The following is a 19,163-nucleotide window of genomic DNA, read 5'->3' on the forward strand; positions in this document are numbered from 1 at the left end:
CCAGGGTACTGGACAAGGTGGTTTGCGGGACCGTGCCGGTCACGGCCCGCCCACCCACCGACCGAGAACGGGACGAACCCGTTACGCCAGACAGGGGACATGCATGATCAGGATCATCAGCGCGGCACTGTTCGCCGTCGCGGCGTTGTTCGGCTCCGTGAGCGCGCAGGCGCAGCAGACCCTTGCTCAGATCAAGAGCAGGGGCGTCCTGAACTGTGGCTCCAACACCGGCCTGATCGGCTTCGGCGCGCCTGATCCGCAGGGCAACTGGAGCGGCCTCGACGTCGAATATTGCCGCGCCATCGCCGCGGCGATCTTCAATGATCCGACCAAGGTGAAGTTCATCCCGCTCTCGGCCAATGACCGCTTCAAGGCGCTCCTGGCCAGCGAGGTCGACGTACTAGTGCGCAATTCGACCTGGACGATCAGCAACGACACCCCGCCCGGCCTGCTCTTCACCAACGTCAACTATTATGATGGCCAGGGCCTGATGGTGCGCCGCAAGCTCGGCGTCATGTCGGTGATGCAGCTGGCCGGCGCCTCGATCTGCGTGCAGCGTGGCACGACGACCGAGCTCAACCTCGTCGACTTCTTCAAGACCAATAACCTGCGCCACACGATCGTATCCTTCGACACCGGTCCGGAGACGCTCAAGGCCTATGATGCCGGCCGCTGCGACGCCTTCACCACGGACGCCTCGTCGCTCTATTCCGAGCGCCTGAAGCTGACGGCGCCGGACGACCACATGGTCCTCGTCGAGATCATCTCGAAGGAGCCGCTCGGCCCGCTGACCCGCGACAACGATTCGCAATGGTTCAAGCTTGTGCGCTGGGTTCATTTCGCCATGCTGAACGCCGAAGAGCTCGGCGTGACCAAGGCCAATGTCGACCAGATGCGGGGCTCGACCAACCCGGAGATCAGGCGCCTGCTCGGCATCGACGGCAAGTTCGGCGAAGGCCTCGGCCTGACGGCCGAGTGGGCCTACCGGATCGTCAAGCATATCGGCAATTACGGCGAGAGCTTCGAACGCACCGTCGGCAGCCGCTCGATGCTGAGGATGTCGCGCGGCCAGAACGCGCTCTGGACCAAGGGGGGCTTGCAGTACGCGCCGCCGATCCGGTGAGGTTGCGGCGGCGTAGGCGCCGACGGATCGGTGCGGTGGTTTTGTCCGGGAGAATGGGAAAGGAGGAGGCGGCCGGTGGGGACTGGCCTGGAGCTTGCTAGCTAATCGAGAGCGGGAAAACCCGTTCCGCCAAACAGGGGACAACAACAATGAAACAGATCATTGGCGCGGCGCTCATCGCCGTCTCCGCCGCCATATGCGCGAGCGGAGCGCTAGCCCAGTCGCCTACTCTGGCGCAGGTCAAGAATCGCGGCATCCTGCACTGCGGCTCCGGCACGGGTCTCGCCGGTTTCGGCATCCCTGATCAGCAGGGTAACTGGAGCGGCATGGACGTCGACGTCTGCCGCGCCGTCGCCTCGGCCGTCTTCAACGATCCGACCAAGGTCAAGTTCATCCCACTCTCGGCCAAGGACCGCTTCACCTCGCTGCAGTCGGGTGAGGTCGATCTGCTGTCGCGCACGACGACCTGGACGCTCTCACGCGATACCGCGCTCGGCCTGAACTTCGCCGGGGTCAACTATTATGACGGCCAGGGCTTCATGGTGCGCAAGAAGCTCGGCGTCGATTCCGTGCTGAAGCTCGCCGGCGCCTCGATCTGCACCCAGCAGGGCACCACGACCGAACTCAACCTCGCGGACTATTTCCGCAGCAACAAGATCAAGTACGAGGTCGTCGCCTTCGCCTCCAACCAGGAGACGGTCAAGGCCTATGAGGCCGGCCGCTGCGACGCCTTCACCACCGACGCCTCGGGCCTTTACGCCGAGCGTCTGACGCTCTCGACTCCGGACGACCACATGGTGTTGCCGGAAATCATTTCGAAGGAACCGCTCGGCCCGGTCGTGCGCCATGGCGACGATGTCTGGCTCGATATCGTCAAATGGTCGCTCTTCGCTATGGTCAATGCCGAGGAGCTGGGCATCACCAAGGCCAATGCCGACGAAATGCTCAAATCCGACAACCCGGAGATCAAGCGTTTCGTCGGGACCGAAGGCAAGTTCGGCGAGCCGATGGGCCTGACCAATGATTGGGCCTATCGGATCATCAAGCACGTCGGGAACTACGGCGAGAGCTTCGAGCGCAATGTCGGCTCTGGCTCGCTCCTCAAGATCGCGCGCGGCCAGAACGCGCTCTGGAGCAAGGGCGGGCTGCAATACGCGCCGCCGATCCGCTGAGAACCACCGATGCGCGGCATCCACCGCGCATTGATCCTTGAAGCTGTCTTGTTCCGGCGAACCGGATAAGAATACCGGCCGGCAGTGACCCTCTCGGGTCGCTGCCGGACCCTCGGTCGCCAACACTCGAAAAGGGCGTCAGACGTGTCGACCACTTCCGCAGAGATCAAGCCGGGCAAGGCCTCGCTGCTCTACGACCCGAAGATCCGGGGCTATGTCTATCAGTTCCTGCTGCTCGCCATTGTGGGCTTCCTGATCTGGTCTGCAGCTTCGAACGCGATCGAGAACCTGCGGGCGCAAAAAATCGCCTCCGGCTTCGGCTTTTGGCACAACGCCTCCGGCTTCGACGTCAACCAGAAGCTGATCCCCTACGACGCTTCGACCGGTACTTATGGTCGCGCTTTCTGGGTCGGCCTGCTGAACACGTTGCTCGTCGCCTCGATCGGCATCGTGCTGGCGACCTTCCTCGGCTTCTTCGTCGGCGTCGCCCGGCTGTCGAGCAACTGGATCGTTTCGAAGATCGCGATGATCTATGTCGAGGTCATCCGCAACGTGCCGCTGCTGCTGCAGCTGTTCTTCTGGTACAATGCGGTGCTGAAGCCGCTGCCCAACCCGCGCCAGTCGATCGTGCTGCCGGCCGGTTTCCTGCTCAACAACCGCGGGCTCTACGTTCCCGATCCGCAGTTCGGGCCCGGCGGCAACCTGATCATCTGGGCGTTCCTGATCGGCCTCGTCGCCACCTTCGTGTTCCGGTCCTGGGCCCGCAAGCAGCAGGCCGCGACCGGTAAGCAATATCCCATCGGCCTCGCCGCCCTCGGCCTGGTCATCGTCCTGCCGGCGCTGGTCTATTTCGCCACCGGCCGGCCGATCACCTTCGTCTATCCCGAGCTCGCCGGCTTCAACCTGCGCGGCGGCATCCAGATCTTCCCGGAATTCGTCGCGCTGCTGGTCGGTCTGACGACCTATACGGCGGGCTTCATTGCCGAGGTGGTCCGCGCCGGCATCCTCGCCGTCTCGAAAGGCCAGACCGAGGCTGCCAACGCACTCGGCCTGCGGGCTGGGCCGACGTTGAAGCTGGTGGTGATCCCGCAGGCCATGCGCGTGATCATCCCGCCGCTGACCTCGAACTATCTCAACCTGACCAAGAATTCCTCGCTCGCGGTCGCGATCGGCTATCCCGATCTCGTCCAGGTCTTCACCGGCACGGTGCTGAACCAGACCGGTCAGGCGGTCGAGGTCGTCGCCATCACCATGGCGGTCTACCTGACCATCTCGCTGGTCACGTCTTTCTTCATGAATATCTACAACAAGCGCATGGCGCTGGTGGAACGGTGAGGGCGCCCCGATGACCGACGCAACCACCGAAATGGCCCCCTTCGCCTTCGTCCGCAAGGAAACGCTGGAGCAGCAGCCGGCGCCGCTCTCCGTCGCCGGGCCGCTCGCCTGGGTCAGGCTGCACCTGCTTTCCAGCCCGCTCAACATCGCGCTGACGCTGATCTGCCTTTATCTCGTCGTCGATACGGTGCCGGGGATGATCAGGTTCTATTTCCTCGATGCGGTCTGGTCCGGCACCAGCCGCGACGCCTGCCTCGCCGACAAGGTCGGCCGGCCCGTGGGCGCCTGCTGGGCCTATATCGCCGATCGCTTCCAGTACTTCATCTACGGCTCCTATCCGATCGCGCAGCGCTGGCGTGTGAACATCGTCTTCGCCATGTTCGCGCTCGGCGTGGTCTGGCTGCTCTGGAACAAGGCACCGCTGAAGCAGGTCGGAGTCTTCTTCTTTTTCGTTCTGCTGCCGATCAGCGCGTATGTCCTGCTGCTGGGCGGAAACAATGCCGCGTTCGTGACCAGCTTGGCCCTGTCACTATCCATTGCAGTCGTGGCCGCGCTCTTTGTTCTCTCGGCGTTTCCCGACCTCGCAGGTGCTCTCATCGGGGAGGGGGCGCTCTCCTATGAGAAAGCGAAGCCCATATCCAAGCGCTTCTCGGGCCAGAAACGAATTGCGCTTGCCGCGCTTGTCGTGTTCGGACTGCTTGCTTTCGTATCCTGGGCTCCACCCAAGGCCGATGCTGCCGACGAAGCTCTCGTCGCGTTCGTCAACTTCCCGACTTATGTAAAATACACGCTCTACAGACTCTCCGTGGTCTTGGGACCTGCGGCGTTTGTGTTGCCCAGGGTCGATACCGGCCTCTGGGGCGGCATGACCGTGACCTTCCTGATCGCGGCGGTCGGCATCGTCTTCTCGCTGCCGCTCGGTGTGGTCCTGGCGCTCGGCCGGCGCTCCAAGCTGCCGATCATCCAGCTGCTCTCGGTGATCTTCATCGAGTTCGTCCGCGGTGTGCCGCTGATCACCGTGCTGTTCATGGCCAACACCATGCTGCCGCTGTTCGTGCCGCAGGAATATTCGCCGGACCGGCTGCTGCGCCCGCTTGTCGGCGTCGCGCTCTTCGCTGCCGCCTATATGGCGGAGGTGGTGCGCGGCGGCCTGCAGGCCATGCCCAAGGGCCAGTATGAGGGCGCGATGTCGCTCGGCCTCGGCTATTGGAGCATGATGCGGCTGATCATCCTGCCCCAGGCGCTGCGGATCGTGATCCCGGGCATCGTCAACACCTTCATCGGGCTGTTCAAGGACACGACGCTGGTCACCATCGTCGGCATCTTCGACTTCCTGCGCACCATCGAGGCGACCCTGGTCGATCCGACCTGGGCGACGCCGACCACCCGCGCGACGGGCTATGCATTCGCTGCGGTTTTCTATTTCCTGTGTTGCTGGGGCATGTCTCGCTACTCGATCGCGGTCGAGAAGCGGCTCGCCGCCGGCCAGAAGCGTTGAGGGGATCAAATCATGGCTATGGCAGAAACCACCAGCTCGCGCCCGTCCGCGCTGAAGCAGACCGCGCTCAATACCGCGACCGCCGTCGAGATGATCGGCGTCAACAAGTGGTACGGCGAGTTCCACGTGCTGCGCGACATCAACCTGAAGGTGTCGCGCGGTGAGAAGCTGGTCATTTGCGGCCCGTCCGGCTCGGGCAAGTCGACGATGATCCGCTGCATCAACCGGCTGGAAGAGCACCAGAAGGGCCAGATCATCGTCGACGGCACCGAGCTCACCAACGATCTCAAGAAGATCGACGAGATCCGCCGCGATGTCGGCATGGTCTTCCAGCACTTCAACCTGTTCCCGCATCTGACGATCCTGGAGAACCTGACTCTGGCGCCGATCTGGGTTCGCAAGATGCCCAAGAAGGACGCCGAGGAGATCGCGATGCACTATCTCAAGCGCGTCAAGATCCCCGAGCAGGCACTGAAATATCCCGGCCAGCTCTCGGGCGGACAGCAGCAGCGTGTCGCCATCGCCCGTTCGCTCTGCATGAGCCCGAAGATCATGCTGTTCGACGAGCCAACCTCGGCGCTCGATCCGGAAATGGTCAAGGAGGTGCTCGACACCATGGTCTCGCTGGCGGACGAGGGCATGACCATGCTCTGCGTCACCCACGAGATGGGCTTCGCCCGCCAGGTCGCCGACCGGGTCATCTTCATGGACGCCGGCCAGATCGTCGAGATGAACGAGCCCAACGAGTTCTTCAAGAACCCGCAGCACGAGCGCACCAAGCTCTTCCTCAGCCAGATCCTGCACTGATCCGGCTGGTCTTGCCGGCCACGACGGCGCCCTTTGCGGGCGCCGTTTGCGTTGGTGACATCACATCCGGAGGCGGCGTCGAAAGGGAACCTTTGCCGGCGCTCGCCGTTGCTTTTCCCAACACAGGAGGAAAAGCCGATGAAATTGCTTGCATCGACCCTGGCCGCGGGCCTGCTGCTCGCCGGCTCCGGCGCCTTCGCGCAATCCGTGGATATCGGACCGGGCGGCGTCAGGATCGACCCGCGCACGCCGCAGCAACGCGCGATGGATCGCGAGGATCGCTGGCGCGAGCGTGATCGCTGGGAGCGGCGCCGGGACTATCGCGCCGAGCGTGATTGCCGCACCGAGACGCGGATTCGCGAAACCCCGCGTGGGGAGGTGCGTCGCACGGTGCGGGTCTGCGATTAAGTCGCGTTGAGTTGTGTCGCGTAAACGAGACCGCCGCACCCAGTTGGTACGGCGGCCTCGTTTTGCGGCGTGGTTACTTGGCGTTGCGCGCTTTCACAGCCTGGTCCGGGAAGTCCGAGAACAGCCCGTCGATGCCGAGCGCCAGATAGGCCTTGTACTCGGCCGCCGGGTCGCCCTTGAAGTCGGAGGCGAGGCGCTTGGGCTCGCTGCGGAAGGTCCAGGTGTGGACGAACAGGCCGACGGCGTGGGCGTTCTTCACCACGTCGGTCGGCGGCAGCAGCACGCGGTCGCGCTCGTCGATCGTGCCGTCGCCGTTGAGGTCGCGCGGCTTGCCGTCGTCGCCGATCACCTGCTTGGCCGGCATCAGATAGGGCTTCCAGGGGGCGACGCCATCGGCATAGGTCTTGATCTCCTTCAATCCCTCGGCCGTAACGAGGTCCTTGAAGGTGCGCTTGTCGCCGGTGACGACGAAGTCGTAGGGCTTGTCGAACGGGGCGGCGAGGACGATGCCGCCATCCTTGTCGACATCGTCGGCGTCGACGAGCTGGATCAAACGCAATTGCGTCTTGCCGCGCAGATATTTGAGGTTGGCGGTCTCGAAGCTCTGGATGATCACCGGCGAGGTTTTCTCCGTCCAGCCGGCGGCCTTGAGCTGATCGAGCAGCTTGTCCTCGATCGCCAGGCCCAGGGCCGAGTGATAGGTCGAGTGCTTGATCTCCGGATAGATGCCGATGGTGCGGCCGGTGCGGGCGCTCTCGGCCTTGGCGAGATCGATGACCTGCTGCAGCGTCGGGATCTCATATTTGCCGTTATGCGACTGGTCGCGATCGGCGAAGGCCTGCTTGGCCCGCAGCGTCTTGATCTCGGTGAGCGTGAAGTCGGAGGCGAACCAGTCGGTGGTGTCGACGCCGTCGATCTTCCGGGTCGTCTTGCGCGCGGCGAATTCCGGCCGGGTCGCGACATCGGTGGTGCCCGACATGATCGGCTCGTGGCGGACGACGAGATGGCCGTCCTTGGTCGCGACCAGATCAGGCTCGATGAAGTCGGCGCCTTGCTCGATTGCGAGCTTGTAGCCTTCGAGCGTGTGCTCGGGCAGATAGCCGCTGGCGCCGCGATGGCCGGCAATCAGGGCCGGCTTTCCGTCGAGCGTCGGCACGGGGCTCTGCGCCTGGGCCGGCACGGCCAGTGCGAGGGCAAAGGTCGCCAGCATGGTCGCCGGCTGCAACAGGGGCTTCATCTCGTCCGATCCTCGTTTCCTGCGGAAAGGCGGCGAAACTGCTCGGCGGATATGACAGGCTGGTGAAGGCTTCTTGCCCCTGCGCAGCGCCTCGAACATGTCGTCCATGGGCGCTGCGAAGGAGAGTATCGGGAACTTGTCGAGGCGCTCGCTCGCCATGCGGCTGCGGGCGCCTCCGGACGCTCAGCGGCGGCCTTCCAGCGAGGTCTTGGCGTCCAGGCGCTTGGCCGGCGGCGGCGTGGTGTCGACCGGCTGGGTGGCGCAGGCGGCGAGCGACAGGCAGAACAGGCCGGCAAGCGCGAGGCGGGAGAGGGCGGTCATTGCAGAGTTTCCTGGGCGGTTGGCGTTGCGGAAGGAGTTGTATCGTCTTGCGCCCTGTGGGACGAGGGCGTCAAGGGTGCTGTCGCGCTTCGGAATCGTTCCAAATGGCGCCGGGCTCGAGGGCCGCAATGCAAAGCAAGCACAGGAACTGCCGGACATGACTCCCGCCGCCCGCATCAGCGCCGCCATCGAAGTCCTGGCGGACCTGATCGAGCGCCGGCGCCCGGCGGCCGACGCGCTGAAGGACTGGGGGCTGTCACGCCGTTTCGCCGGCTCGAAGGATCGCGCCGCCGTCGCTTCGCTGGTCTATGACGCGTTGCGCCGCCGCGCGTCCTCGGTGCATGCGCTTGGTGAGGAGACGCCGCGGGCGCTCGTGCTCGGCATGCTGGTCAGCCAGCGCGGCCTGGGCGTCGAGGAAATCTCGGACCTCTTCAGCGGGCAGAATCACGCCCCCGCACCGCTGACCGAGTTCGAGGTCGCCGGGCTCGCCGCCTTCGATCTCAACGCCGCGCCCGGCTGGATGCAGGCCGATGTGCCGGACTGGCTCTGGCCCTCCTTCATGGCTGGCTTCGGCGACGATGCGGTTGCCGAAGGGCAGGCTCTGGCGGGCCGCGCGCCGGCCGATATCCGCACCAATCGGCTGAAGATTGATCGCGACAAGCTGCGCGCAGCGCTGAGCCATCTTCAGCCGGAGCCGGGCGCCTGGTCGCCCGATGCCTTGCGCTTCCTGCCAGGCCCCGATGGCCGCGGCCCGTCGCTGCAGAGCGAGCCGAGCTTCTTCAACGGCGAGTTCGAGATCCAGGACGAAGGCTCGCAGCTCGTGACGCTGCTCGCCGGCGCACAGCCTGGCATGAGTGTCGTCGACCTCTGCGCCGGCGCTGGCGGCAAGACGTTGGCGCTCGCCGCGGTGCTCGGCGGAGAAGGGCGTATCTTCGCCACCGATCTCGACAGCCGCCGGCTGGCGCCGTTGCATGACCGGCTCACCCGCTCCGGCGCCGCCAATGTCGAGGTCCGCGTGCCCAGGAGCCGCGGCCATGACGCGCTCGCCGATCTCGCCGGCACGATCGATCTGGTGCTCGTCGATGCGCCCTGCACCGGCTCCGGCACCTGGCGGCGCAATCCGGATGCGAAATGGCGGGTGCGCCCCGGCGCGCTGGCCGAGCGCGTCAAGGAACAGGCGCAGGTGCTCGCGCGCGCCGCCGGCCTGGTGAAGCCAGGCGGGCGCATCGCCTACATCACCTGCTCGATGCTGCCGGAGGAGAACGACGGCGCGGTCGAGGCCTTCCTGGCGCGCCATGCCGGCTTCGTGCCGGTGGCGACGCGCTCGCTGCTCGACACCGGCGAGGTCGATTTCGGCCTGCTCGGCCGCTTCGCCACGCGCTTTGGCCTGCAGCTCTCGCCGCGGCGGACGGGGACGGACGGATTCTATCTGAGCTGCCTTGCGGCGCCGGGCTGAACCTTGCCCCAGCTCGACGACGGTATCAGTCCTGTTCCTAAGGGCGCGATTTGTGCGTCTTGCTTCGGGGCAGGCTGGGCCGATATCTCCGGCATCTTCCCCAGCAAGGTGCGCCGACCATGACGAGCCCCATCGACGAGACTCTGGTTTCCATCGCAATCCTGAAGGCAAAGCCGGGTCAGCGAGAGGCGTTGCGCGAGAGCCTGCTCGCGCTGATCGAGCCGACGCGGGCCGAGCCGGGCTGCCTCGACTATGTGCTGTTCGAACTGCGCGACGAACCCGGCACCTTCTACATGCGCGAGGCGTTCACGAGTTCTGCCGCCCTCGACCTCCACAAGGCGACGCCGCATTTCCAGGCCTTCGCCGCCAAGGCCGGTGATCTGCTGGCCGAGCCGCTGCGGCTGGTCTTCCTCGACCGTGTCTCGTCCTGAGGCTTCTCGCAATGCCGGCCTGATCCGCTCTCAGCGCCGTTGCGCGCTCGCGCGCGATGGCGTAACCGGGCGCGATGAGCGCTCAGCCCCAGAACCCCGCCCATCACGACTCCATCCTGATCATCGACTTCGGCAGCCAGGTCACGCAGCTGATCGCGCGCCGGGTCCGTGAGATCGGGGTCTATTGCGAGATCGCGCCGTTCCAGTCGGCCTCCGAGGCGTTCCAGCGCCTGAAGCCGAAAGGCGTGATCTTCTCCGGCGGCCCGGCCTCGGTACCCGACGGCAATTCGCCGCGCGCGCCGCAGGAGGTGTTTTCCGCGGGGCTGCCGCTGCTCGGCATCTGCTATGGCCAGCAGACCATGGCCCATCAGCTCGGCGGCACGGTCGAAGGTGGTCATGCCGCCGAATTCGGCCGCGCCGATGTCGAGATCGTCACCCCCTCGGCCCTGTTCGCGGGCGTCTGGGAGCAGGGCGGGCGTTATCCGGTCTGGATGAGCCATGGCGACCGCGTCACGCAGCTCCCCGCTGGGTTCACCGTCAAGGCGACTTCGGAGAACGCCCCCTATGCGGTGGCGAGCGACGAGGAGAGGCGCTTCTATTCGACCATGTTCCACCCTGAGGTGGTGCATACGCCGGACGGGGCCCAGCTGCTGCGCAACTTCGTCGTCGACATCTGCGGCTGCAAGCCGGACTGGAGCATGTCGGCCTATCGCGCCGAGATGATCAAGAAGATCCGTGACCAGGTTGGTACGGGCCGCGTGATCTGCGGGCTCTCCGGCGGTGTCGATTCCGCGGTTGCCGCCGTGCTGATCCACGAGGCGATCGGCGATCAGCTCACCTGCGTCTTCGTCGATCACGGCCTGATGCGGATGAACGAGGCCGAGGAGGTCGTGCGCCTCTTCAGAGATCACTACAACATCCCGCTGGTCCATGTTGCGGCCGAAGAGCTTTTCCTGAGCGAACTCGCCAAGTGCGGTGCCGATCCGGAAGCCAAGCGCAAGACCATCGGCCGGCTCTTCATCGACGTCTTCGATGCCGAGGCGGCCAAGCTCGCAAGTGATGGCAAAGGACCGGCCGATTTCCTTGCCCAGGGCACGCTCTATCCCGACGTGATCGAGAGCGTCTCGTTCAGCGGCGGCCCGTCGGTGACGATCAAGAGCCACCATAATGTCGGCGGCCTGCCCGAGCGCATGAAGATGAAGCTCGTCGAGCCGCTGCGCGAGCTCTTCAAGGACGAGGTCCGCGTGCTCGGCCGCGAGCTCGGCCTGCCCGAGGCCTTTGTCGGCCGCCATCCCTTCCCGGGCCCGGGCCTCGCCATCCGCTGCCCCGGCGAGATCACCAAGGAGAAGCTCGACATCCTGCGCAAGGCGGATGCGATCTATCTCGATGAGATCCGCAAGGCCGGCCTCTACGACGTGATCTGGCAGGCCTTCGCCGTGCTGCTGCCGGTGCGCACCGTCGGCGTGATGGGCGACTACCGCACCTACGACCATGTCTGCGCTTTGCGCGCCGTGACCTCGGTCGACGGCATGACAGCGGATTTCTATCCCTACGACATGGCCTTCCTCGGCCGCACCGCGACCCGCATCATCAACGAGGTCAAGGGCATCAACCGGGTCGTCTACGACGTGACCAGCAAGCCCCCCGGCACGATCGAGTGGGAATGATTTGCCGCAAGCCAACCATGGACGAGCCTGAACCGGCCGCTCATTGGGGCATGCCAAAGGGGGGGTTAAGCTTCCCGCGTTGCGGAACGCTTTGCCTGCCGCTTCGCCCAAATCGGCCGCTCCATATGAAAGTGGTCGGTCGAGCGCAGATACCCCCCGCTCGCATGCAGGCGGGCAATGAGCTTCAGCCCCGGCGTGTCGATGTAGCGGCGCTCGGCATCGATGACGAAGCGGTCGTCGATATGGGCATTGAGCACCCTGCCGATCACGATGGTTTGGAGCGGTCCCGTGACCAGAGAGGTCAGGACTTTGCATTCGAGCGCGACCGGTGCCTCGCCGATGCGCGGCGGCTGGACGGCGTGCGACGGCAGCGGCGTCAGCCCCGCCAGCGCGAGTTCGTCGACCTCGGGCGGCGCGTCGATGCAGGTCTCGTTCATCGCTTCCGCATTCGCTTCCGCGACGAGATTGACCACGAACTCGCCGGTTTCGAGGATGTTGGCGGCGGTATCCTTCAGCCTGCCGTTCTGGGGCATGATGCCGATCGCGACCGTCGGTGGGTCGTTGCCCATCATGTTGAAGAAGCTGAAGGGCGCGGCGTTGACGATGCCTGCGCGTGACAGGGTGGTGATCCAGGCGATCGGGCGCGGCACGATCGTGGCGGTCAGGATCTTGTAGCGCTCCTGCGCCGGCAGCGCTTCCATGTCGAACAGCATCGAGGTCAGTCCTGCCACGTGATATCTTTGCCACCGAGCGTCGCGACGGCGCGCTTGGGCCGGTCATCGACCGTGAGCTGGAACACGTCCGGCCTGGCATAGTGCCCGGCCACGTCGAAATCGAATTTGCCGCGGGCGATCTGCCCGAGATCGATCTCGGCGTAGAGGATCGTTTCGCCTTCGAAGTCGGGCCCGGCCAGGACGGCGCCGAGCGGATCGACGATGGCGCTGCCGCCGCGCATCAGCACGGTCTGCGGGTCATCGCCGAGCGCGCATTCGTAGTCGCCGGCATAGGCACCGCGGCGGATGTGCTGGCATGCGCTCAGTACGAAGCAGCGGCCCTCCAGCGCGATATGACGCATGGAGGGCAGCCAGCTGTCGCGATCGTCGGCGGTGGGCGCGCAATAGATGCCGATGTTCTGCGCAAACATGTGCATGCGCAGCATCGGCATGTAGTTCTCCCAGCAGATCACAGCGCCGATCCGGCCGAGCGAGGTTTCGATGACGGGCATGGTCGAGCCGTCGCCGAAGCCCCAGATCAGCCGCTCCCCCGCGGTCGGCATCAGCTTGCGGTGCTTGCCGACCAGACCCTGCGCGCCGTCGAAGAACAGGACCGTGCAATAGAGCGTGCCACCGTCGCGCTCGATGCAGCCGATGACGGCGAAGAGACCGGTCTCGGCCGTCGCTTCGGCGATCAGCGCAACCTCGGGTCCGTCGAGCGCGATGGCCGCTTCCCAGTAGCGGCGGAACGCCTCCCGGCCCTCCGGCTTGCGCATGCCGACCGGCGCACCGAAGGAATGCCCCTTCGGATAGCCACCGAGAAATGCCTCCGGAAATACGATAAGGCGCGCGTCGGCCTGCGCCGCCTGCCTGATCAGCCCGGCGGCCTTCGCCGCTGAAGCCTGCGCATCATCCGGAACGGAGGCTGCCTGCGCGACGGCAGCCTTGTAGCGTGGCAGGGGTGGCTGCTGCATCGGATCAACTCACTTCAGTCGATGATTGGGAGTGCACGCGGCAGCCCGGATCGGAGCCGCCGCGTGGCTGAGGGGATCAGTTGCCAGGCTCGAGCTCGGGACGGTTCGGCAGCAGCAGCGATCCGATCACGCACACCACCGCGGTGATGACGATGGGATACCAGAGCCCGGCGAAGACATCGCCGACCGACAGCGACAGCCAGGTCGCGAAGAACGGCAGGAACCCGCCGAAGATTCCGGCGCCGATGTGGTAGGGGAAGGACAGTGCCGTGTAGCGGATATTGGCAGGGAAGAACTCGACCAGGAAGGATGCGACGGGGCCGTAGACCATGGCGACGATCAGCGTCATGGCGACGATCAGCGCGACGATCCGGCCTGATGCGACTTGCGCCGGGTCGGCCTTGGCGGGATAGCCCGCCGCGGTCAGCGCCTGCCGGTACGCCGGCGGATCGAAGCCGGGAACGGTCGTTCCCGCGACGCTGACGGCCACTGGCGTACCGGCGACCGGCGTGCCGTACTGGAAGTTGATTCCGCTCGCGATCAGCAGCTTCTTGGCCTGGACGCACGGCTTGGCGTGGTCGGGATGCGAACTGATGAGCGAAGCGGTGAGGCCGAACCGGCAAGCGTCGCTGGCGGCATCGGCATGGACCGTGACCGGTGCGGTCCGCATCGCCGCGAGAAGGGCGGGATTGCCGGCTTCCAGCAGTGACGAGAACAGCGGCTTGTAGAGCAGCGCCGAGAGCGCCAGGCCCGTCATCATCAGCCATTTGCGCCCGACTCGGTCGGACAGCCATCCAAAGAGGATAAAGGCGGGGGAACCGATCAGCAGCCCGATTCCCATCAGCGTGTAGGAGGTCTGCAGGTCGATCTTGGCGACCTGCTGCATGAAGATCATCACGTAGAACTGGCCGGTGAAATAGGTCGCGCCCATTCCGGCGGTGACGCCGAACAAGGCGATCAGCACGAGGCGCAGGCTCGACCAGCGGCCGAACGTGTCCTTGACCGGCGTAGGCGACAGCCGCCGCTCCGCCTTCATCCGGGCGAAAACCGGCGATTCATGCAGCCTGGCGCGGATGTAGACGGAGAAGGCCAGCATGGCGATCGAGAGGATGAAGGGCAGCCGCCAGCCCCATTCCCGGAAGGCGGCATCGCTCATCGCCGCCTGCGTCCCGAGGATGACGAGGATCGAGAGGGCGAGCCCGATCGAGGAGGTGATCTGGATCCAGCCCGTCAGCAGTCCCCGCCGCGCCGGGGCAGAATGCTCGGCGACATAGATCACCGCCCCGCCATATTCCCCGCCGACCGCGAGCCCCTGAACGAGCCGCAGCACGACGAGCGAGATCCAGGCGGCGTGGCCGACCGCCGCATAGCTCGGCAGGAAGCCGATCAGCGCCGTGCTCGTGCCCATCATCACAATGGTGATCAGGAAGGTGTACTTGCGGCCGACGAGGTCGCCCAGCCGGCCGAAGAAGATCGCGCCGATGGGACGGATCACGAAGCCGGCAGCGAGAGCCCCGAGCGATGCGAGCAAGGCGGCGGTCGGATTGTCCGGCGGGAACAGGACCGAACTCATGAAGACGGCGAGCGAGCCGTAGATGAAGAAATCGTACCACTCGAAGATCGTCCCGAGCGTCGAAGCGAGGACGACCTGCTTCTCCTCCGAGCGTGTCAGATCGTGATGGGCCGCTCCGGCCCGCATCGCGGTGTCCATGATATCCCCCGTTCCCCGGTTGTCGTGCTTAAGGCCGACGCCGGAAGCACCTGCATTTTCTCTATAGTCAAATCTGATTGATATTATCAAATGTCGCAAGCTTGAAATTCCATCCCGCCTTGCCCACAATTCAGGCACGCCGCGAATGGGGTTATTCAATTGACGAAAAAGGGAAATTCGCCGGGCGCTTCCGATTCGGCGGCGCGCCTGGCCCGGTCGCGATCCACTTCATCCTCGCAAGCCGAGCGGCCCAGGCCGGCCGCGGAACAGTTCTTCGCGGGTGCAGATGACAAGGCCGCACGCCCGGCTCGGCGCGGCATCCAGTCGATCGAGATCGGCTTCCGCATCCTCGATCATCTGCGCATGGCGCTGCGGCCGGTGCCACTCAAGGCCATCGCCGCGGGCACCGGCATGTCGGCTGCCAACGTCCACTACTATCTGGTCAGCTTCCAGGCGGTGGGCATCGTGCGGCAGGAGGAGGACACCGGCTGCTATGCTCTCGGCCCTTATGCGCTGAAGCTCGGTCTGGCTGCAATCGAGCAGTTCGACGTGTTCACGGCCGCGAGACCGGTCATGACCGGTCTCGCCGAGGAGATCGGCCAGACCGTCTTCCTCGGGGTCTGGGGCAATCGCGGGCCGACGATCATCTACCGCGTCGAGGCCGGCGGGAATCGCCCCATTCTGGAGCTTCGCGTCGGCAGCGTGCTGCCGCTGCTTCGCTCGGCGCTCGGGCGCAATTTCGCCGCGCATCTGCCGCCCGCGTTCAGCGAGGAGCTCGTTGTGGCGGCGCTCAAGGAGGAGCGGACGCGGCATGAGCGGGGAGGGCCTGACGACACGCCGCGCGATCGTGGCGAGCTCGAGACGATGCTGGCCTCGATCCGCGCCGCAGGCATCAGCCGCTGCCGTGACGCGCTCCTGGCGAATTTCACGTCGCTCTCGGCCCCGATTCTCGATCAGACCGGGTTGATGATCGCGGCGATCACCCTGATGGGACCGATCGGCACCATGGACGACGATCTCACCGGTCCGATCGCCGAGGCGCTGCGTTCACGCGCCGCCGCCATATCCAGAGCCGCGGGCTGGGGCGATTGATCGCGGCGGACGCCGAAAGGGGCGCGGAAGCGCCCCTCAGGCCGGGCCACTTTGCTCCGGCAGCGCCGCCTTCAGCGGATGATAGCGGCGGTCGAACCAGATCACGGTCTCGGCCGCCTGCGTCGATTTGAGCAGGGCGACGACCCTCGCATAGAAGACCGAGTGACTGCCTATTGCGCGACGCTCCATGATCCGGCAGTCGAAGGCGGCGACCGCGTCCACCAGTACGGGCGCTCCGGTCTCCAGGGTCATCCAGCTGCCGGTCTCGAAGCGGGTCGTATCGCCGCGCCCGGCGAAGGTGTCCGCCAACGCGACGTGCCTGCCGGCGAGGACGTTGACGCAGAGATTGCCGTTGCCGTTGAAGACGTCGTGCGAGCGGTTCTTCTGGTTCACGCAAACCAGCAGCGTCGGCGGACTGTCGGTGATCGAGCAGACGGCCGAGGCGGTCATCCCATGGCGCCCTTCGGGACCACCCGAGGTGATGAGACTGACCGCGGCGCCCAGGCAGCTCATGCCTTCACGGAAGCTCGTGGCGCTGACATCCATCGGCTCTCTCCCTCGAATTTGTCCGGCGCGTCGCGCTTCAGCGCATGAAGAGCCCGCCATTGATGTCCCAGCAGGCCCCCGTCACCGAGGCGGCGGCCGGCGAGGCGAGCAGCACGATCATCTCGGCGACGAAGCCCGGGTCGATCAGTTGCCCCACCGGGATGTTGGCGAGCAGGCCCTGCATCTTCTCCGCCGGCACAAGCGCATGGACGAGCGGGGTGTCCATGGGGCCCGGCGCGATCGCATTCACGGTGATGCCGAAGGGCGCCAGATCGCGCGCGAAGACCTTGGTCAGGGTCAGGATCGCGCCCTTCGACGCGGCATAGTGGGCGCCGGTCGCCGTGCCGCCGTTCTGTCCGGCGAGCGAGGCGAGGTTGACGATGCGGCCGTAGCCGCGCTTCTTGAAGTGCCGGCCGAGGATTTGGCTGCCGGCGAAGACCCCGCCTGCATTGGTCGCCATCACGGCGTTGAACTCGGCTGGCTCGATCTCCAGCAGCGGCCGCGCAACCGTCACGGCGGCGTTGTTGACGAGAATCTCGACCGAACCCCAGTGGCCGATCGCCTTGTCGCGGACGCGTTCGAAATCCTCCGGCCGGCGGACATCGAGTACGGCCGCAATGACGCTCGCCCCGGCAGGGTCGAGCTCCATGGCCAGACGCCGTGCCGCGTCACCGTCGATATCGGTGACGACGACCCGGTGGCCGGCCTGGTGCAGCGCGCGGACGGCGACGGCTCCGAAGCCTGAGGCCGCGCCGGTGACGATGGCGGTGTGGGGGGTGTCGCTGGCGGTCATGCGAGCTCCGTGCAGGCGATGGGCTGCCTTCAGAGATTGGTCGGAACTTCCAGGGCCCGGCCCATCCGGGCCTCGACCCGGCAGTACTTCCAAAGTCGCTCGTCCGTGTCGCCCACGGGCGTGGTGCGGAAGAGGTTGCAGGCCAGCCGCACGGTCTCGCGGTCCGGAACGTCGGCCATGATGTAGGCCGTCCAGGGGAAGCCGGCCGGAGATGTGCCGACCATGGTTTCGTCGTCGTCGAGCATGCCAAGGATCGTGACGCCGGGCAGGTCCGAAATCCCCTTCATCATCGTGCCGAACGCTTTCCAGACCGGGCCGATCTGCGAGAAGGGGAGGTCGAAGAAATTCTGCTGCACGGCGATGCAGAAGAGCACGCGGATAGGCTTTGCTTGGGTCATTTTCGATCTCCTTAGATCACGATGATTTTGGACAGAATCGGTCCAAAATCATAAAATGTGATCGATTCTAAGAGTTTAGAGCAGGATTCTTGCGAAAAACCGGTTCCCACTTTTTCGCATCCTGCTCTAGGGATAGCCGGGGAAATTGGGCTGGCCGAGCAAGGCCGCGCCGGCGGATGTCCAGGTGCCCTGGCCGAGGAAGGCATGTTGCGCCACGGCGGCGGCATCGAGCATGCAACGCGAGATCAGATGGCCCCTGCGAATGGCCTCCGACCCGGCCATGACGAAGGCCATGCGGGTGACCTCGGCGCCGGCCGCGGCCGCCTCGGTCGCAGCCAGCCGCAGGCGGATATGGACATCGCGCTCGAGTTCGTCGCCGGCGAGAATATCGTCCCACGCCTCTTCGATCGCCTCGTAGAAAAAGCTGCGGGCTGACCGCAGCCTGGCCTCGGCCCGGCCGAGTTCGGCCTGGATGTGCGGGCGGGCGCCGATCGGCGGAGCGCCGGTGATCGCCGGCTTGTCGCGTGCCTCGCGATGAAGCCAGTTCAGCGCCTCGCGGGCGGTTCCCAGTCCGACGACCGCCAGCACCTGGGCGGCCAGCGCCATCGACGGATAGCGGAAGATCGGCTCGTCGCGCAGGGCGCGCCCGCCCCGGATGAAGGTCCATTCCTCCGGGACGACCACGCAATCGACCACCACGTCATGGCTTCCGGTGGCGGACAGCCCGAGCGTGTCCCAGCTGTGCTTGATCTGGACCTTGTCGCGCGGCATCACCGCCATGCGCGGCAGGCCCGAGGATGAGCCTCCCTCGACGCGGATGCCGGCTCCGATCAGGCTCGCCCCCATGCATCCCGAACAATAGGGCCAGCGGCCCTGGACTTCGAAGCCGCCCTCGACCTCGCGTGCGGCCTGCGGTGGGAAAAGCGCTCCGGCGAAGACGGTGTCGGGGTCCTGGCCGTAGATCGCCTTGAAGGTCGCGGGCGGCAGGGCGGCGAGATAGACCGCGGAGACGCCGAAGCTCGCGACCCACCCGGTCGAGGCATCCGCCTCCGACAGTCGTTCGATGAGCCGGCAGAATTCGGCGGGGCTGCTTGCGTCGCCCCCCAGCTCTTTCGGCACGAAGGCACGATAGGCTCCGACGGTCTTGAGCTTGCCGACCATGTCTAGGGGCACATAGGTCAGCTTCTCGAATTCGTCGCGGCGCGCGCGGATCTCGTCGAGAAGTGCGCTCAGGACGGCGTCTCGAGCCGCGCCGGGGTTCAAGGCCTTGTTCATGGCTCTTCCCTCCACAGTTTGCGCTGCGCCTGTCCGGCCACGTCAGCGGCTTGGCCGCACGGCGGTCGATGGCATGCGGGCGAGTTCCTCAATATTATTTACGTGATTATTCACGTAATATGACGCATCCCTACCGCGTTGGCAATCCCTCTTCCCGCTACCCTTCGGCCATATGCACAAAGGGCGCCGGAACGCCCGCCAGTCCC

At 65.6% G+C, this 19,163-nt stretch carries 19 protein-coding genes; 10 read left to right on the forward strand and 9 right to left on the reverse strand.

The window, feature by feature from the left end:
* The first annotated feature begins 103 nt into the window (after positions 1–103).
* The 6 genes from AC1DS0_RS01030 (at position 104) to AC1DS0_RS01055 (ending at position 6,343) form a co-directional block, all read left to right on the forward strand.
* Complete coding sequence (locus AC1DS0_RS01030) at positions 104–1,123, forward strand: amino acid ABC transporter substrate-binding protein (RefSeq protein WP_476812545.1); 1,020 nt, start codon at positions 104–106, stop codon at positions 1,121–1,123.
* A 149-nt stretch (positions 1,124–1,272) separates the two neighbouring features.
* A complete protein-coding gene (locus AC1DS0_RS01035) occupies positions 1,273–2,295 on the forward strand; it encodes an amino acid ABC transporter substrate-binding protein (RefSeq protein ID WP_476812546.1) in 1,023 nt (340 codons plus the stop codon).
* A gap of 144 nt (positions 2,296–2,439) precedes the next feature.
* Positions 2,440–3,630, forward strand: coding sequence for an amino acid ABC transporter permease (locus tag AC1DS0_RS01040; RefSeq protein ID WP_476812547.1), 1,191 nt, complete (start codon positions 2,440–2,442; stop codon positions 3,628–3,630).
* Positions 3,631–3,640: 10 nt separating this feature from the next.
* A complete protein-coding gene (locus tag AC1DS0_RS01045; RefSeq protein WP_476812548.1) occupies positions 3,641–5,128 on the forward strand; it encodes an amino acid ABC transporter permease in 1,488 nt (495 codons plus the stop codon).
* 90 nt (positions 5,129–5,218) lie between these two features.
* A complete protein-coding gene (locus AC1DS0_RS01050) occupies positions 5,219–5,935 on the forward strand; it encodes an amino acid ABC transporter ATP-binding protein (RefSeq protein WP_057193382.1) in 717 nt (238 codons plus the stop codon).
* A 138-nt stretch (positions 5,936–6,073) separates the two neighbouring features.
* The gene (locus tag AC1DS0_RS01055) at positions 6,074–6,343 is read left to right on the forward strand and encodes a hypothetical protein (protein WP_476812549.1); all 270 of its coding nucleotides are present in this window, start codon (positions 6,074–6,076) and stop codon (positions 6,341–6,343) included.
* 73 nt (positions 6,344–6,416) lie between these two features.
* On the opposite strand, the gene AC1DS0_RS01060 is transcribed toward AC1DS0_RS01055, so the two are convergent.
* Together AC1DS0_RS01060 and AC1DS0_RS01065 are read right to left on the reverse strand one after the other, a co-directional pair.
* A complete protein-coding gene (locus AC1DS0_RS01060; RefSeq protein WP_476812550.1) occupies positions 6,417–7,580 on the reverse strand; it encodes a glycerophosphodiester phosphodiesterase in 1,164 nt (387 codons plus the stop codon).
* Between the two features lie 183 nt (positions 7,581–7,763).
* The gene (locus tag AC1DS0_RS01065; protein ID WP_167561506.1) at positions 7,764–7,901 is read right to left on the reverse strand and encodes a hypothetical protein; all 138 of its coding nucleotides are present in this window, start codon (positions 7,899–7,901) and stop codon (positions 7,764–7,766) included.
* Positions 7,902–8,058: 157 nt separating this feature from the next.
* Here AC1DS0_RS01065 and AC1DS0_RS01070 point away from each other — a divergent pair, with 157 nt between their 5' ends.
* From AC1DS0_RS01070 to guaA, 3 genes are all read left to right on the forward strand, one after another.
* Positions 8,059–9,357 carry an RsmB/NOP family class I SAM-dependent RNA methyltransferase gene (locus AC1DS0_RS01070; protein WP_476812551.1) on the forward strand — a complete coding sequence of 433 codons (1,299 nt, stop codon included), beginning with the start codon at positions 8,059–8,061 and terminating at the stop codon, positions 9,355–9,357.
* A gap of 119 nt (positions 9,358–9,476) precedes the next feature.
* On the forward strand, positions 9,477–9,788 hold the full coding sequence (locus tag AC1DS0_RS01075; RefSeq protein WP_476812552.1) for a putative quinol monooxygenase: 312 nt from the start codon (positions 9,477–9,479) through the stop codon (positions 9,786–9,788).
* Positions 9,789–9,862: 74 nt separating this feature from the next.
* A complete protein-coding gene (guaA, locus tag AC1DS0_RS01080; protein WP_476812553.1) occupies positions 9,863–11,455 on the forward strand; it encodes a glutamine-hydrolyzing GMP synthase in 1,593 nt (530 codons plus the stop codon).
* Positions 11,456–11,520: 65 nt separating this feature from the next.
* Here the strand turns inward: guaA and AC1DS0_RS01085 are convergent, their stop codons facing one another.
* The 3 genes from AC1DS0_RS01085 to AC1DS0_RS01095 form a co-directional block, all read right to left on the reverse strand.
* Positions 11,521–12,186: a flavin reductase family protein gene (locus AC1DS0_RS01085; protein ID WP_476812554.1), complete on the reverse strand. Its 666-nt coding sequence runs from the start codon at positions 12,184–12,186 to the stop codon at positions 11,521–11,523.
* Positions 12,174–13,142, reverse strand: a complete 969-nt coding sequence (locus tag AC1DS0_RS01090) for a carbon-nitrogen hydrolase family protein (protein WP_476812555.1) — start codon at positions 13,140–13,142, stop codon at positions 12,174–12,176. The genes AC1DS0_RS01085 and AC1DS0_RS01090 overlap by 13 nt, the downstream gene beginning before the upstream one ends.
* Before the next feature lie 76 nt (positions 13,143–13,218).
* On the reverse strand, positions 13,219–14,853 hold the full coding sequence (locus AC1DS0_RS01095; protein ID WP_476812556.1) for an MFS transporter: 1,635 nt from the start codon (positions 14,851–14,853) through the stop codon (positions 13,219–13,221).
* A 159-nt stretch (positions 14,854–15,012) separates the two neighbouring features.
* On the opposite strand from AC1DS0_RS01095, the gene AC1DS0_RS01100 reads away from it, so the two are divergent.
* Positions 15,013–15,945, forward strand: a complete 933-nt coding sequence (locus tag AC1DS0_RS01100) for an IclR family transcriptional regulator (protein ID WP_476812557.1) — start codon at positions 15,013–15,015, stop codon at positions 15,943–15,945.
* Between the two features lie 36 nt (positions 15,946–15,981).
* On the opposite strand, the gene AC1DS0_RS01105 is transcribed toward AC1DS0_RS01100, so the two are convergent.
* The 4 genes from AC1DS0_RS01105 to AC1DS0_RS01120 form a co-directional block, all read right to left on the reverse strand.
* Positions 15,982–16,491, reverse strand: a complete 510-nt coding sequence (locus AC1DS0_RS01105) for a flavin reductase (RefSeq protein WP_476812558.1) — start codon at positions 16,489–16,491, stop codon at positions 15,982–15,984.
* A 37-nt stretch (positions 16,492–16,528) separates the two neighbouring features.
* A complete protein-coding gene (locus AC1DS0_RS01110; RefSeq protein WP_476812559.1) occupies positions 16,529–17,284 on the reverse strand; it encodes an SDR family NAD(P)-dependent oxidoreductase in 756 nt (251 codons plus the stop codon).
* A 29-nt stretch (positions 17,285–17,313) separates the two neighbouring features.
* Positions 17,314–17,682 (reverse strand): hypothetical protein, encoded by a 369-nt coding sequence (locus tag AC1DS0_RS01115; protein ID WP_476812560.1) that lies wholly within the window; start codon positions 17,680–17,682, stop codon positions 17,314–17,316.
* Between the two features lie 126 nt (positions 17,683–17,808).
* Positions 17,809–18,957, reverse strand: coding sequence for an acyl-CoA dehydrogenase family protein (locus tag AC1DS0_RS01120; RefSeq protein WP_476812561.1), 1,149 nt, complete (start codon positions 18,955–18,957; stop codon positions 17,809–17,811).
* Between the last annotated feature and the right edge of the window lie 206 nt (positions 18,958–19,163).

Source organism: Allobosea sp. P4_H5 (assembly GCF_056400825.1).